The sequence below is a fragment of the Pseudoflavonifractor sp. An176 genome (assembly GCF_002160435.1).
GTDB lineage: Bacteria > Bacillota > Clostridia > Oscillospirales > Oscillospiraceae > Enterenecus > Enterenecus faecium.
On the sequence record NZ_NFKO01000039.1, the window covers coordinates 1 to 15,047 of the forward strand.

The 15,047-nt window shown below is 60.4% G+C and carries 10 protein-coding genes; 4 read left to right on the top strand and 6 right to left on the bottom strand.

The features are described from left to right. Positions 1-285: 285 nt before the first annotated feature. Positions 286-1,668, bottom strand: a complete 1,383-nt coding sequence (locus B5F12_RS10635) for a citrate/2-methylcitrate synthase (RefSeq protein ID WP_242954949.1) — start codon at positions 1,666-1,668, stop codon at positions 286-288. A gap of 117 nt (positions 1,669-1,785) precedes the next feature. On the opposite strand from B5F12_RS10635, the gene spoIID reads away from it, so the two are divergent. Continuing rightward, a complete protein-coding gene (gene spoIID, locus B5F12_RS10640) occupies positions 1,786-2,823 on the top strand; it encodes a stage II sporulation protein D (protein WP_242954950.1) in 1,038 nt (345 codons plus the stop codon). A 56-nt stretch (positions 2,824-2,879) separates the two neighbouring features. Here spoIID and B5F12_RS10645 read toward each other — a convergent pair whose 3' ends face one another. Further along, positions 2,880-4,313 (bottom strand): sucrose-specific PTS transporter subunit IIBC, encoded by a 1,434-nt coding sequence (locus tag B5F12_RS10645; RefSeq protein WP_087234205.1) that lies wholly within the window; start codon positions 4,311-4,313, stop codon positions 2,880-2,882. Further along, on the bottom strand, positions 4,310-5,950 hold the full coding sequence (locus B5F12_RS10650) for an alpha-glucosidase (protein WP_087234207.1): 1,641 nt from the start codon (positions 5,948-5,950) through the stop codon (positions 4,310-4,312). Before B5F12_RS10650 ends, B5F12_RS10645 begins: the two co-directional genes overlap by 4 nt. A 121-nt stretch (positions 5,951-6,071) precedes the next feature. Between B5F12_RS10650 and B5F12_RS10655 the strand changes: the two genes are divergently transcribed. Beyond that, complete coding sequence (locus B5F12_RS10655) at positions 6,072-6,947, top strand: AraC family transcriptional regulator (RefSeq protein WP_087234209.1); 876 nt, start codon at positions 6,072-6,074, stop codon at positions 6,945-6,947. Positions 6,948-6,956: 9 nt separating this feature from the next. Here B5F12_RS10655 and B5F12_RS10660 read toward each other — a convergent pair whose 3' ends face one another. Then, positions 6,957-9,146 carry an alpha-galactosidase gene (locus B5F12_RS10660; protein WP_087234211.1) on the bottom strand — a complete coding sequence of 730 codons (2,190 nt, stop codon included), beginning with the start codon at positions 9,144-9,146 and terminating at the stop codon, positions 6,957-6,959. A gap of 146 nt (positions 9,147-9,292) precedes the next feature. Here B5F12_RS10660 and B5F12_RS10665 point away from each other — a divergent pair, with 146 nt between their 5' ends. Continuing rightward, positions 9,293-10,237 (top strand): AraC family transcriptional regulator, encoded by a 945-nt coding sequence (locus tag B5F12_RS10665; protein WP_158096804.1) that lies wholly within the window; start codon positions 9,293-9,295, stop codon positions 10,235-10,237. Here the strand turns inward: B5F12_RS10665 and B5F12_RS10670 are convergent. Beyond that, entirely contained in the window at positions 10,185-11,288 is a 1,104-nt protein-coding gene (locus tag B5F12_RS10670) for an SLC13 family permease (RefSeq protein ID WP_087234215.1), read from the bottom strand. The two genes, B5F12_RS10665 and B5F12_RS10670, sit on opposite strands and share 53 nt — an antisense overlap. Positions 11,289-11,488: 200 nt before the next feature. Here B5F12_RS10670 and B5F12_RS10675 point away from each other — a divergent pair, with 200 nt between their 5' ends. Beyond that, positions 11,489-13,693, top strand: a complete 2,205-nt coding sequence (locus B5F12_RS10675; protein ID WP_087234217.1) for an LTA synthase family protein — start codon at positions 11,489-11,491, stop codon at positions 13,691-13,693. A 125-nt stretch (positions 13,694-13,818) separates the two neighbouring features. Here the strand turns inward: B5F12_RS10675 and B5F12_RS10680 are convergent, their stop codons facing one another. Further along, on the bottom strand, positions 13,819-14,718 hold the full coding sequence (locus B5F12_RS10680) for a diacylglycerol kinase family protein (protein WP_087392591.1): 900 nt from the start codon (positions 14,716-14,718) through the stop codon (positions 13,819-13,821). Positions 14,719-15,047: the final 329 nt, after the last annotated feature.

Consider the following 15,047-nt stretch of genomic DNA (forward strand, 5'->3'; position numbering starts at 1 on the left):
GCCAGCTGCCCAGAGCAGCCTGGTGTGGTGGCACGACTAGGTGCCACAGCAAGGGTCACGGGCCGAACACCAGCTTGACGCAGTTCCAGCCTCGTACCCCAAGGGGGTATTTAGGGGGGAACGCCCTAAGCGGGTTTTGGTTTCTTTTGCCCGTTCAAAAGAAACCCCCAGCGGGAAGCGCGTCTCCCCTCGCCAGGGGAATAAGAATACGCCTGAGAAATCATTGCGCACACAAAAAAGAGCCAACACAGGCCCAAATGGTCTGTATTGGCTCTCGTTTGTGTTTTAGCGATTTTCCAGGGGCACATAGTCCCGCATGGGGCACACCGCCTTGTAGGCGGGACGGATGATGCGGCCGGAGGGGTTGTAGACCTCCTCCACCCGGTGGGCACACCAGCCCACAATGCGGGCGATGGCAAACAGGGGGGTGTACAGCTCGGGGGGAATGCCCATCATCTTGTACACCAGGCCGGAGTACAAGTCTACGTTGGCGCACATGACCTTGTTCTGGCCGGTGACCCGGTGGAAGACCTCGGGGGCCAGCTTTTCCACCCGTTCAAACAGCTCCAGCTCCTCCACAAAGCCCCGCTCTTCCGCCACTTCCCGGGCAAACCGTTTGAGCATCACGGCACGGGGGTCGGAGAGGGTGTAGATGGCGTGGCCCATGCCGTAGATGAGTCCCGAGCGGTCTCCCGCCTCTTTCTTGAGAATCTTCTCCAAGTAGGCGGCCACCTCGTCGTCGCTGGACCAGTCCTTCACGTCCCGCTCAATGTGGCCGAACATCTCCATGACCTTCTTGTTGGCGCCGCCGTGCCGGGGGCCTTTCAGAGAGCCTACGGCAGCGGCAATGGCGGAATAGATGTCCGTGCCGGAGGAGGAGAGGACACGGCAGGCGAAGGCGGAGTTGTTGCCGCCGCCGTGGTCCATGTGCAGCACCAGACACAAATCCAGCAGCCGGGCCTCGGCCTGGCTGAACTTCTTATCCGGGCGGATGGAGCACAGGAAGTTCTCCGCCACGCTCAGCCCATCCTGGGGCCGGTGGAGCACCAGGGACTCATTGTCGAAGTAGTGGCGCTTACAGGCGTAGGCGTGGGCCACAATGACGGGGAACCGGGCAATGAGCTGGATGGCCTGGAACAGCTCCACGTCCAGGTTGTTGTTGTCCGGGTCCGGGTCATAGGAGTATAGGGACAGGGTGGAGCGGGCCAGCTTGTTCATCAGGTCCCGGCTGGGCCCCTTCAAAATCATGTCCTCGGTGAATCCGGGGGGCAGATTGCGGTAGTGGTTGAGCATACCCTGGAAGGTGGACAGCTCCTCCTTGGAGGGCAGGGAGCCGAAGAGAAGCAGATAGGCGGTCTCCTCGTAGCCGAAGCGGCCCTCCTTCAAAAAGCCCTCAATGAGCTCACACACGTCAATGCCGCGGTAGATGAGCTGGCCGGGGGCGGGGACACGCTCGCCGTCCTGGAGGTAATAGCCCCGGACGTTGGCGATGTTGGTGATGCCCGCCATGACACCGGTGCCGTCAGCGTTGCGCAGCCCCCGCTTTACCCCGTACTTCTCATACAGAGAGGCAGGGATTTGGTGCTGAGGAGCATACTCGCTGCATATATGTTGAAGGAAGGACAGGGAACGTCCATCCATGAGGTCGAAGGAATTGATGGAATACATGGTGCACCTCCTAAATCGCCGGGGGGGTGGAAGGACCCGGAATGGGCCTCGGGCGGTTTCTATTCAGTATAGCGTATTAAAGTGCAACAGTCAAGACGAAACGAGGAGGAGAGGCACGTGGGACGATGGCCCATTGACCGGGAGGCCACCCGGATTTTTGCCGCAGGAGTGCTGATGGGGGTCGCAACCCTGTTTTTATTTCCACTTTTGGCCCTGGGACAGGCTGAGGGAGAACAGGGCCTGTTGGAGACCCTGCCCGCCAATCCCACCCCGGTGGTGTCCCAGACCGCCCAGGCAGAGGAGACTTGGGACAACCGCCAGAAGGTCCGGGTGCTGGTGGGGGAGGGGAAGGTAGAGGAGATGACCATGGCCGACTACCTGTGGCGGGTGGTGGCTGCCGAGATGCCCGCCTCCTTTGAGCCCCAGGCCCTGCGGGCCCAGGCGGTGTGCGCCCGTACCTACTCCCTGTGGAAGATGGGTGCCAACGCCCATAAGGACCAGGAGGCGGACATCTGCGCCGACTCCGGGTGCTGTCAGGCCTACATAGACCCCCAGAAGGCCAAAGAGAATTGGAAAGACAACGCCCAGAGCTACACCGAGAAGATCACCCAGGCGGTGTCTGACACCGCGGGCCAGGTGATGACCTACGACGGCAAGCCCATACAGGCGGTGTTCTTCTCCTCCTCCACCGCCTCCACCGAGGACGCCCAGGCGGTGTGGGGCAACAGTCTGCCCTACCTGGTGTCCGTGTCCAGCCCCGAGGGGGAGGAGGTGCCCAACTACTACTCCACCGTCACCCTCACCCGGGAGGAGGTGGAGAAGAAGGTGAAGGAGGCCTACCCCGATGCCGATCTGTCCGGGGACCCGGCGGGGTGGCTATCCGGCATGACCCTCACCGCCTCCGGCCGGGTAGGGAGCATGAAGGTGGGGGGCGTGGAGATGTCCGGGGGTGCGGTGCGCACCCTGTTCGGCCTGCGCTCGGCCTGCTTCCAGGTCACCTATCAGGAGAACAAATTTACCTTTTCCGTCACCGGGTACGGCCACGGGGTGGGCATGAGCCAGTACGGGGCCAACGCCATGGCCAAGGAGGGGAGCGGGTGGGAGGACATTTTGACCCACTACTACACCGGGGTGACCCTTGAGGCGAAAAGCTGAAAATAGCCTGTTGCAACCAGAGCAACAGGCTATTTCCATAGGAGAGGGAGGGAAGATTATTCCTCTGCGGCTTTGTTGAAGCGAGAGGACTTGGACATGATCAGGGTGATGATAAAGGCGGACACCAGGGAGATGAGCACGCCGATGATGCAGTTGACCATGCACTGGGGCAGCACGCAGATGAAGCCGATGAGGCCAGCGGCGCCCGGAGAGATATTGACCACGTTGGTCAGGGTGACGTAGGCGCAGCCCAGGGCAGAGCCCAGCATGGCGCTGTAGAAGGGGTAGCGCAGTTTGAGGTTGACGGCGAACATGGCGGGCTCAGTGATGCCCAGCAGAGCGGAGACGCCAGCGGTACCGGCCATGCTCTTGAGCTTTTTGTCCCGGGAGCGCAGCATCACACACAGAGCTGCGCCGCCCTGGGCCACGTTGTTGCAGCAGGCAATGCCCATCAGGAAGGAGCCGCCAGCGGCGATGAGCTGGATCTCAATGGGCAGCAGGCTGTGGTGCATGCCGGTGAGGGTGAGGGGGGCGTACAGCAGACCGAAAATCATGCCGCCTACTACGCCCAGGGTGTCGTGGAGCCACAGCAGGCCGGTGGTGAGCAGGTCGCCGGCGGTGCGCATGATGCCACCCACCACGGTGAAGGTGAGAAAGCCGGTGATCAGGATGGTCAGCATGGGGGTGAGCAGGTTGTCCAGGGCCTCGGGAATGACCTTGTGCAGCCGCTTCTCGATCCAAGCCAGGATGAAGGAGGCGGCCAACACCGGCAGGACGGTACCCTGATAGCCCACCTTCTCGATGGCCAGACCGAAGATGTTCCAATAGGGGATGGTGCCCTCGGTGACGGCGGTACCATAGCTGTAGGCGTTGAGCAGGTCACCGGAGACCATGATCATGCCCATGACAGCGCCCAGATAGGGGTTACCGCCAAACATTTTGGTGGCGGAGAAGCCAATCAGGATGGGCAGGAAGGCGTAAGCCGCACTGGCGAAAGTATTGATCATGGAGGCCACGTCGGCCAGGTTGGGGTAGGCCTGGACCAGAGACTGGTCGGGGAAGAACAGGCCGGTGGCGGTGAGCACGTTGTTCAGGCCCATGAGCAGACCGCTGGCCACCAGGGCGGGAATCAGGGGGACAAACACGTCGGACAGGGCTTTGATGAGCCGCTGCACCGGGTTCATTTTCTGGTCAGCGTCCTTTTTGACCTCGCTTTTGCTGGCCTCAGACAGCTGCGCCTCCTGGATGAAGCGCTTGTACACCTCGTCCACGGTGCCGCTGCCGATGATGACCTGGAACTGCCCGCCGCTGGCAAACTGGCCCTTCACCAAATCCAGCTTGAGGATCTCTTCCACGTTGGCTTTGCTTTCGTCTTTCAGCACCAGGCGCAGACGGGTGGCGCAGTGGGCTGCGCTGACAATGTTCTCTTTGCCGCCTACCAATTCCAGCAGCTGTTGCGCTGTGGACAGGTAGCTCTCTTCCTTGGTCATAGGGATTCCTCGCTTTCTTGAATTTGATATATTGCCGCCTCGTAGGGGCGGAGAGATACATGGGTTAAATCCCGGAGTTCCGGCTGGGAGTAGTTGGACAAAATGGCCTTGCCCTGTCCGGGGTAGGAGAAGGATGCGGTGGTCTGGTGGAAGTTGCACAGGATGAGCCAAGTCTCTCCCTGCCAACGGCGTAGGTAGGCGTACACGTCCGGGTCCTGGGGGCAGAGCAGTTCATAGCTGCCCTGGGTGAGGATGGGGGCGTGTTTGCGCAGAGCCACCAGCTTTTGATAGTAATAGAAGATGGAATCGGGGTCATCCAGAGCTTGTTGGGCGTTGATGTGGGTGTAATTGGGGTTGACCGGGAACCAGGGGGTGCCGGTGGTAAACCCGGCCTGGGGCTCCTGGGACCACTGCATGGGGGTGCGGGCGTTGTCCCGGGCCTTGGCCCGCAGAGAGGTGAGAATCTCCTCTTCGGAGAAACCCGCTGCCCGCCGCTCCCGGCAGATGTTGCGGCTTTCGATGTCGGTGAAATCATCGGGGGAGGCAAAGGGCATGTTGGTCATACCCAGCTCTTCCCCCTGATAGATGTAAGGGGTGCCCTTCATGCCGTGGAGTACTGTGGCCAGCATTTTGGCCGATTCCACCCGATATGCCCCGTCGGTACCCCAGCGGGAGACGATGCGGGGCAGGTCGTGGTTGCTCCAAAATAGGCTGTTCCAGCCGTGGCCGTCCAATTCCTTTTGCCACTTGGTGAACACCGCCTTCAAATCGGGCAGTTCCAGGGGCTTGAGGTCCCAGCGGTGGCCTCCGGGCTGCTTGTCCAGCTGAATCTGCTCAAATTGGAAGATCATGCTCAGCTCGTGGCGGTCCGGGTCGGAGTAGAGCCGCCCGATGTCCGGGGTGGCGCCCCAGCACTCGCCCACCGTCAGTAGGTCGTGTTTGCCGAAGGTCTCCCGGTTCATCTCCTGGAGATATTCGTGGAGCTTGGGGCCGTTTTCCCGGATACCCTGGTCGGGGTCCTTGCCAATGAGGTCGATGACGTCCATGCGGAACCCGCCGATGCCCAGGTCGATCCAGAAATTCATCATCTTCCAAATCTCCTGACGCAGCCGGGGATTGCTCCAGTTGAGATCCGGTTGCTTTTTACCGTAAAAATGAAGGTAATATTCCTGGGTCTCCGGGTCGTACTCCCAGGCGCTGCCCCCAAAGTTGGAGGATAAATCGTTGGGAGGGCCTCCGTCCTTCCCAGGCCGCCAGATGTAAAAGTCCCGGTAGGGGTTGGTCTTGCTGCTGCGGGACTGCTGAAACCAGGTGTGCTCGTCGGAGGTATGGTTGACCACCAGGTCCATGATGACCCGCATGCCCCGTTGGTTGCACTGGTCCAGCAGCTGTTTCATGTCCTCCATGGTGCCGTATTCGGGCTGAATGTTGTAGTAGTCGGAGATGTCATATCCGTTGTCTGCGTTGGGAGAGCAGTACACGGGACTCAGCCACAGTACGTCCACACCCAGTTGTTCCAAATACCACAATTTTGACCGAATACCGTTGAGGTCACCCACACCGTCCCCGTTGCTGTCACAGAAGCTACGGGGGTAAATCTGATAGACGACACTGTTTTTCCACCAGTTCTGTTCCAAATTTATCCCGCTCTCTTGTTGGATTTTTGTGAACATAGTATAATATAAGGAGCCTGGCAATACTTCCACAATATTGCCTGAAAATAACACAATATTTCGATTATAAAGGGAGGGCTCACCCATGTCCGTGGATCTTCAGGAAAAACAAACCCATGGCACCACCTTTTATCCTCTCCACGTCTACTCCCACCACGATAAGGACGGCTTTTACAGTGTGGCCACCCACTGGCACGAGGAGTTGGAGTGGATTTATGCGGAAGTGGGGGTGCTGGAGTTGATGGTGCACGGGAAACCCTATACCTTGCAGGCGGGGGAGTTCTGCTTTGTCAATGCCGAGGAGCTCCACGAGATTCGTTCGGAAGGGGAGTCGCTGCACCATGCCATCGTGTTTCGGGCAGAATTTCTGGATTTTGAGCGGTACGACACCTGTGAGCACCAGTTTATCCGGCCCATCACCAACCGAACCCTGGCCTTCCCCACCCTGTCCCGGGATTTGCCCCAGGAGACCCGGGAGAAGGTGGGGCAGTGCCTGCGGGAGGTCATCACCTGCTACCATGGCAAGCCCCCGTGCTACGCCCTGCACATCAAGATTTTGATTTTCCAGGTGCTGGAGCTGCTGTATCAGGCCCAGGCCTTCACCGATGTGGCCCACTCCACCCGGGAAGAGGAGACCTGGACCAAGCTCAAGCGGGTCATGCGCTACATGAAGGACAATCATGCCCAACCGCTGACGTTGCAGGAGCTGGCCCAGCAGGCGTATTTGAGCCCGGCGTACTTCTGCCATTTTTTCCACAAGGCCACGGGAATGTCCCCCATCGCCTTTTTAAACAGTTATCGCATCCAGCGGGCGGCTCAGATGCTGGCTGAGCAGGACACCTCCATTGGTCAAATCGCCATGGAGGTGGGCTTTGACAACCAGAGCTACTTCATCCGGAAATTCCGGGAGTATAAGCGGGTGTCGCCCCGGGAATACCGCCGCCAAGTGCGGCAGAGCTGAGGGGACAGGTTACCCCTCCACCTTTTGGAATATGGAGATGACGCTGACAAAGTCTTGGCGCACGGGGGCATCGCTGAGCCCGGCGTACATCAGCTCATCCCCGCCAAAACACACCCCGTCGGCCTGTCTGCGATAGGTGGCTTCGGGGTCCAGACCTTGCAGATGTACCACGGTGGTGCGCCGCAGGGGGTCGGCCAGCACCCGGTACTGGCAGCACACCACGGTGTTGCCATCCTGAGAGACCACGTTCCACCCACTGTCGTTGTGTCGCTGGGGGCTGAGCAGACGGTAAAAGGTACCGTGCTGTACCGTCTCCCGCAGGGCCTTGTAGGTGCGAATTTGCTCTTTCACCTCCGCCTGCTCCTCCGGGGTCAGGGTACGGATATCCATTTCATAGCCCAGGTTGCCCCCCAGAGCCGCAGCAAAGCGGGTTTGCAGGGAGGTCACCCGCCCGGTCTGATGGTTGGGCACGGCGGACACATGGCAGCCCATGGTGACGGGGGGGAAGAGCAGGCTGGTGCCAAACTGAATCTGGAGCCGACACACTGCGTCGGTGTTGTCGCTGGTCCAGGTCTGGGGCATGTAGTGGAGCATCCCGGCGTCAAACCGTCCGCCGCCGCTGGAACAGCCCTCAAAGAGCACCTGGGGGAAGCGCTGGTTCAGCTGCTCCAGCACCCGGTACAGGCCCAGCATGTATCGGTGGGACAGCTCCCGCTGCCGCCTGGCGGGCAGCCAGGCCGAGCCCAGGTCGGTGATGTGTCGGTTCATATCCCACTTGACGTAGCTGGCGCCGGTCTCGGTCAGCACCGCCGACACCGCTTCCACCAGGTAGTCCTGCACGGCGGGGTTGGACAGGTCCAGCACCAGCTGGGAGCGGCTGAGCACCGGGTCATAGTAGGGGCTGCGGATGACCCAATCCGGGTGGCTGCGGTACAAATCGCTGTCATAGCTCACCATTTCCGGCTCAAACCAGATGCCAAACTCCACCCCGGCCTCCCGCACGCCTTGGGCCAGGCGGCCCAGACCGTGGGGGAATTTCACCGGGTCTGCCACCCAGTCGCCCAGGGCCCGGCGGTCATCCATCCGGTTTTTGAACCAGCCGTCGTCCAGCACAAACAGCTCCATGCCCAGTTGGGCCGCCTGTTTGGCCAGGGAGAGGCACTTTTCCTCGTCAATGGAGAAGGTAAAGGCCTCCCAGCTGTTGAGCAGGATGGGGCGCACCCGGTCCCGCCAGGGGCCCCGGCACAGCCGTTGGGCGTACAGCCGGTGGAAGGTGTGCGACATGCCGTTGAGGCCCTGCTGGGAGTAGACCAGCACGCACTCGGGGGAGACAAACCGCTGCCCCGGCTCCAGGGTCCAGCCGAAGGTCAGGGGATTCATCCCCATCTGCACCCGCACGCCGCCGTATTGGCCCATCTGTACCACACCTTGGAAGTCCCCGCTGTAGACGAAGTTCACCGCCCATACCCAGCCATGGGTCTCGTCGGTCTGGGGGTCGGTGAGCACCACGCAGGGGGTCTGCTGGGGGCTGCTGGCCCCCCGGCAGCTGTCCAACACCACGGAGTCGGCGGTGAGGGGGCGGCGGCTGACCACTTTCTCCATCAGATGGGAGCCGGACAGGGTGAGCAAGTCGTAGTTGTTCCCAGGCAGGTCCAGGCTCATGGCCATCAGCCGCTCCAGCCACAGGGCTTCCCTCCCGCCGTTTACCACCTCCACATGGCGGCAAATGGCGTCCAAATCCCGGAATATGGTGTAAAACAGCTGGATTTGCGCCCCGGTGTGGGCATCTGCCAGACGCACCACCAGGGTCTGGGCCTCCTGTGGCTGCTCCACATAGGTGGCGGGCAGGCCAGGAAGGGGCGGTTTGCCCGGCAGAATCTCATATCCCTGGTATAAAAAGCGGGTCACCCGCCGACCGTCGGCGGTCTCAACGGCATAGGCCGGGGAGCGGAAGTCGCCCTGATTCATGCCGGGATACTCTTGGGGCAGGGTGTCCAGGGAGAAGCGCTTGTCCTGGGAATCCGGGTTGGAGCAAAAGCCCCGGTCAAAATAGGCGGGGCGGGCGCTGCCCTGGCAGCGGCGGAGATGGCGGCCAAAATATCGGCTCTCCAGATACCCCTCCTTGACCACACCAAAACAGTAGGTGATGCGACCATTGTCCAGGTAAAATGCATTTTCTTGTGCATCGAATCGAATCATAGTTGGTTCACCTTCTTCTAAAATCATATTATATTCTTATTTTTCTGTTGGTAAATGGTAAGAGCGTGGTTATGATGGTAAAATATTGACATAACAAGTTCCCTGTGCCACAATGGGGACACGCCATCATACAGGAGGGGATGACCATGTATCCACTGCAACACAAATCCATAGGCTTTCGCTTTTCCTCCGACCTGTCTCTGCTCACCCTGCGTGGGATGGGGCTGCAGCGGGTGGACAGCCACAGCTATTGCTGGGACAACCGGGAGCGGCGGGACGAACACTGCCTCATCCAGTTTTGCGTGGAGGGGGAGGGGACCGTGGTGGTGGATGAGATGGAGTATCCCGTCCGCCCTGGGGAGGCCTTTTTGGTGGATATCCCCGGAAACAACCGGTATTTTTTGCCCCAACATGCCAGCGATTGGGAGTTTTTCTTCTTTGAGTTCAGCAAGGAGTGTCTGCCCTTGCTGCGCAGTCTGTACGGCCACACCGGCCCGGTGGTGTGGGTGGGGCTGGATACCCCTCTGGCCCGGCAGATGGAGCAGCTGTACTGCTACGGTGTGGAACAGGGCATGGGCACCCAGTACGAAAATTCCCGCCTGGCCTATGAGCTTTGGATGAACCTCATGGAGTGCGCCCTGGCAGGAGCCAAGGAGGAGCGGTCCAAGGTGGATGAGGCCAGGGCCTACATCGACCAGCACTACGCCCAGGAGAGTCTGAATCTGGACGAGATTGCCCAGCATGTGGGGCTGTCCAAGTACTATCTGTGCAAGGAGTTTCACCGCACCTTTGGCACCACGCCGGGGAAATACATCCGGGAGGTGCGCATTGCCAAGGCCTGTGCGCTGCTGTTGACCCATCAGGATTGCACCATGGAGGAAATCGCCCACCGGGTGGGATACGCCAATAACAACTACTTTGGGAAGGTATTTCGGGCAGAAAAAGGACTGCCCCCCGATCAATACAAGAGGCAGTCCTCGCATTATGATATGGTTCGTACCGTGTACCACCGCCCCAAGCTCAGGGCGGAAGGGGGCATCAGCCCAGAATCAGCCACAGCACCAGCAGCACCGCCAAAAACGCCACATTGAGGGCGGTGAACTGGCCCAGGTACTTCCCCTTTTTCTCGGGGAAGGTGCGGGCGATGTATTTATAGGAGATCAGACTGGCCATGGAGGCGATGAGGGTACCCAAACCGCCCAGATTCACACCCAGCAGCAGCCCAGCGCCGTTGTCCGTGAACCCGGACAGGAGCAGGGCGGCGGGGACGTTGGAAATAATCTGGCTGGCCACCACGCCGCACAGCACCTCCTGGCCCTGGATGAGGGACTGGAAGAGGGAGGTGAGGGCGGGAATGCGGCCCAGATTGCCCACAAAGAGGAAGAAGCCCACAAAGGTGGCCAGCAGGGCGTAGTCCACGTGGAGCAGCACCTGTTTGTCTGCCATCAGCACCACAATCAGCACCAGGGGGCACAGCACGTACAGGGGCACCGCTTTGGCTACGCCACCCAGACACAGGGCGAAGAGCACCCCGTAGGCGGCCACCCGGGCCCCGGACAGGGGCGGCACCTCCCCGGACACCTGGGGCACCTCCAGGGACTGGGAGGGGCGTACCATCAAAAACACCGCCAGCAGCACCAGGCAGGCCCCGGCATAGGGGAGCACGGTGGCGAAAAAGGACCCCAGGTCCATCTCATAGCAGGAGTACAGGTACAGGTTTTGGGGATTGCCGATGGGGGTGGCCATGCTGCCCAGGTTGGCGGCGATGGTCTGCATCACCACCACCGGCACCACTCGCTGGGTCTGGCCTGCCAGGGCCAGCACCTCCAATGCGAAGGGGACAAAGGTGATGAGGGCCACGTCATTGGTCACCGCCATGCTCACAAAGAAGGGCAGCAGGATGAGCACCCCTTCCAGCTGTCGGGTGGTGTGGGTGCGCTCCAGCATGGCCCGGCCCAGGCGGAAGAACAGGCCTTGACGCTGGAGTCCCCCCATCACTGCCATGAGGGCAAAGAGCATCCCCAGGGTGTGCAGGTCCACATAGTCGATATATTGGGCATCGGGGGGGACGAGAACAGCGGTGACCAGGGCCAAGACCCAGGCCACACACAGCACCGTCTCCCCACGCAGCCATTGCAGCATTCGCTTCACAGTCAAACACGCTCCTTTTTGCGTCTGACATGGTAGCACAGGCGGAGCGAAAATGCAATGTTTTCCAGGTGGAAAAGAGAAGAAACCGAAAATATTTGTCAAAGATTGAAAAAGATTGTCTATCGTGGTAAAGTGTAGACAATAAAACCCTCACCACTGGGTGAGGCGAGAAGAGAAATGAGGGGATAGCCATGGCAGAACCCAAGCGGCTGGCTCCCAAGGAGCCAGGGGTGTTTTCAAAATGGAAGGAAACGTGCAAAGAGAAGTGGAAACATGTGCAACTTCCATCCATTCGGGTTCCCAAGCCCCAGGTCTCCTCTGAACCCAAAACCCAGACCCGTCGGCGGCGGGTGAGCGGGTCGCCCCTTCGGTCGGCGGTGAGCCTGCCGCTGATGCTGCTCTACCACGAGGTGTTGCTGCGGCTGTTTGACGGGGACAGCACCTTTTTCGACCTGGGGCTGCTGCGTATTTTCCTGTTCTCCCTGGCGGCGGGGCTGGCCGTCTTTCTGGTGTTGGACCTCATTCCCAACCGGAAAGTGTCCCGCATTCTGGGCGGCGTGCTGGTGGCAGGGTGGACGGTGTTCACCTGCGTGGAGTACTGCTGCAAGAGCTTTTTCAAGATCTATTTCGGCCTGGGATACATGCAGGGCATGGCCGGACAGGTGGTGGGGGACTTCAGTGGCACCATGGTGGAGGTGGTGCTGGCTCGCATCCCATTCATCCTGCTCTCCCTCATTCCCTTTGTAATCTATCTGCGCATGTGCTCTGTTATCCTCTACGAAAAGGGTCAGCGGGCCCCGGTGCGGGTGATGCTGGCGGGGCTCATGGTGGTACTCCAGCTGGTGGGGGTGCTCACCGCCCGGCTGGGGGCTGAAAAAAACTATTATACCTACGATTTCTCGGTGAATACGTCGGTGCCTCACTTCGGGCTGCTGACCACATTGCGCCTGGAGCTGGGTTACGCCATCACCGGCATCCCGGAGACTCCTCTGGATATCCTGCTCCCCTATGACCCGCTGCCCACCGCCACCCCGGCCTCCAGCCCGGAGCCTGGGGCCAGCCAGGCCCCCACCGGGGACAACGTGTTGGACATCGACTTTGAGGCTCTGGCGGCGGGGACTGACGACGAGACCCTGAAGGCCATGCACCAGTTCTTTGGGGCCAAGAGTCCCACCAATAAAAATGCGTACACCGGGTATTTTCAGGGGAAAAACCTCATTTTGATCACTGCCGAGGCCTTCTGTCCCTATGTCATCGACCAGGAGCTTACCCCCACTCTGTACAAACTGTCCCACGAGGGCTTTGTCTTTGAAAACTACTACCAGCCCGACTGGACCCAGTCCACCACCGGGGGCGAGTTTGCGGTGATGACCGGGCTCATTCCCACCTGGATTGGGGGCAGCGAGCTGTCCTTCCGGGTCAGCGCCAAGGATGCCATGCCCATCGCCTTGGGGTGGCAGTTTCAAAAGCTGGGCTATGACACCCTGGCCTACCACAACAACACCTATACCTACTACGGCCGGGACGAGACCCACCCCAACCTGGGGTATGAGTATCACGGCATCGGCAACGGCCTGGAGCTGAAAAGCAACCTGTGGCCTTGCTCGGACCTGGAGATGATGGAGTCCACGGTGGACGGGTACATCCAGGACTATGTGAAAAACGGCACCCCCTTCCACACCTATTACATGACGGTGAGCGGACACTGCAACTACACCTGGTCGGGCAACGCCATGTCCCGGAAAAACCAGGCGGTCATTCAGGCCAAGTACCCCGACGCCTCGGAGCAGGTGCAGGCCTATCTGGCCTGTAATATGGAGCTGGAGTACGCCATGGAGTACCTGGTGAAGGAGCTGGAGGAGGCGGGGATTGCCGACGACACGGTGATCGCCCTCACCGCCGACCACTACCCCTACGCCCTGACAGAGGGGGGCACCGACTACTACAAAGAGCTGTCCGGCGTGGATGACACCGAGCGGGACACCTCCCGCTACCGCAATACCTTCATCCTGTGGAGCGGGTGCATGGAGGAGCCGGTGGTGGTGGACACCCCCTGTTCTGCCATTGACATCGTGCCCACCCTGTCCAACCTCTTCGGGTTGGAGTACGACTCCCGGCTCTACTCCGGCCGGGACATTTTCGCCACCAACTACCAGGCCAATCAGTATTCCAGCAACATGCCCCTGGTGGTGTTTGCCAACAAGGGGTATGGCAGCAGCTGGATCACTGCTGCGGGCACCTATGAGGCCTCCACCGGGACCTTTACCCCCCGGGAGGGTGTGACGGTGGACGAGAACTACGTCAGCCGGGTCAAGAGCCTGGTGGGCGCCAAGTACACCTATGCCAAATTGGTCATCGAGCGGAACTACTATTCCCTGGTTTGGCCGAAAGAGTAAGGAAAAAACAAATCCCTCCGGCCTAGGCCGGAGGGATTTTAAGCCTCGCAGAGTTCCGTCACCCGCAGGTGACGGAAGAAATTGCAATCCTTCCCGTGGGAAAAGGCTTTGCCTTTTTCCGCGAGTTAGTTTCCGCAGGCGATGGTGAGCACCCGGGAGCGGTTGGAGATGGTCAAGTCGGTATAGTCACCGCCAAACTCCCCGTCCACGGTCCAGGCCAGGGGCTTGGGGCTGGTAAAGTGGGCCTGGGAGCAGGTGAAGCCCACCACACTGCCGTCTTCGGGCAGTTTCTGGGTGGTGAGGGCGGTGAGAATGGACTGCCAGTCCTTGGCGGTCTTGGGGGTGCGGATGAGCAGGGCCTCAAACTGGCCATCGTCCAGGCACACCAGGTCCCGGGGCAGGTTGACCATGCCGCCGATGGACACGGTGTTGGACACCATGCCGTAGATGAACTCCCCTTCCACCTCCAGGCCCTGGTCGGTGGTGACCTTCACCTGGTAGCTGGGGAAGTTCACCAGCCGCCCCGCCCCTTGCAGCACATAGGCCAGGTGGCCCAGCAGGTTTTTGGAGGCCTGGGGGGTGGAGTAGGACACGTCGGTGAACAGCCCGAAGGCGGCGATGTAGAGAAACTGCCGTCCGCCCAGGTCCCCCACGTCGATGGACCGGGGCACGCCGCCGCAGGCCACCCGGGCCAGCTCCTGGGTGGAGCGGGGCAGGTTGATATTCCGGGAAAAGTCGTTGGTGGTGCCCGCCGGGATATAGCCCAGAACCGGTCGCTCCTCCTGGGGCAGGGAGAGCAGCCCGCCCACCGTCTCGTTGAGGGTGCCGTCCCCGCCGCAGCACACCACCCGGTCATAGTGGGCGGCGGTGTCTGCCACCACCTGGGTGGCGTCTCCGGGGCCTAGAGTGGGGCGCACGGTGATCTGGTAGCCCTCCTGGGCGAACACCGTGAGCACGTCGGAGAGCATGGTTTTGGCCCGCTGGCGGCCAGCTTTGGGGTTGTAGACAAAGAGCAGCTGTTTCATACATGCACCTTCCCGTAGTATTGCTTGATATTAGATCTAGTATAGCGCAAAGGGGCAGTGGAAACAAGAAAAATATATGGAGTGTGGGAGAGAGGGCGCACCTCTCCCAAGTCTCAGACGTGGCCGTTCTCCCTTGGCGAGGGGAGACGCGCTTCCCGCTGGGGGTTTCTTTTGAACGGGCAAAAGAAACCAAAACCCGCTTAGGGCGTTCCCCCCTAAGTACCCCCTTGGGGTACGAGGCTGGAACTGCGTCAAGCTGGTGTTCGGCCCGTGACCCTTGCTGTGGCACCTAGTCGTGCCACCACACCAGGCTGCTCTGGGCAGCTGGC

Excerpts from the sequence above, each read along its gene's own strand:
- B5F12_RS10635 (WP_242954949.1), bottom strand. The coding sequence starts at position 1,668 with ATGTATTCCATCAATTCCTTCGACCTCATGGATGGACGTTCCCTGTCC.
- B5F12_RS10645 (WP_087234205.1), bottom strand. The coding sequence starts at position 4,313 with ATGACCAAGGAAGAGAGCTACCTGTCCACAGCGCAACAGCTGCTGGAA.
- B5F12_RS10655 (WP_087234209.1), top strand. The coding sequence starts at position 6,072 with ATGTCCGTGGATCTTCAGGAAAAACAAACCCATGGCACCACCTTTTAT.
- B5F12_RS10660 (WP_087234211.1), bottom strand. The coding sequence starts at position 9,146 with ATGATTCGATTCGATGCACAAGAAAATGCATTTTACCTGGACAATGGT.
- B5F12_RS10665 (WP_158096804.1), top strand. The coding sequence starts at position 9,293 with ATGTATCCACTGCAACACAAATCCATAGGCTTTCGCTTTTCCTCCGAC.
- B5F12_RS10670 (WP_087234215.1), bottom strand. The coding sequence starts at position 11,288 with ATGCTGCAATGGCTGCGTGGGGAGACGGTGCTGTGTGTGGCCTGGGTC.
- B5F12_RS10675 (WP_087234217.1), top strand. The coding sequence starts at position 11,489 with ATGGCAGAACCCAAGCGGCTGGCTCCCAAGGAGCCAGGGGTGTTTTCA.
- B5F12_RS10680 (WP_087392591.1), bottom strand. The coding sequence starts at position 14,718 with ATGAAACAGCTGCTCTTTGTCTACAACCCCAAAGCTGGCCGCCAGCGG.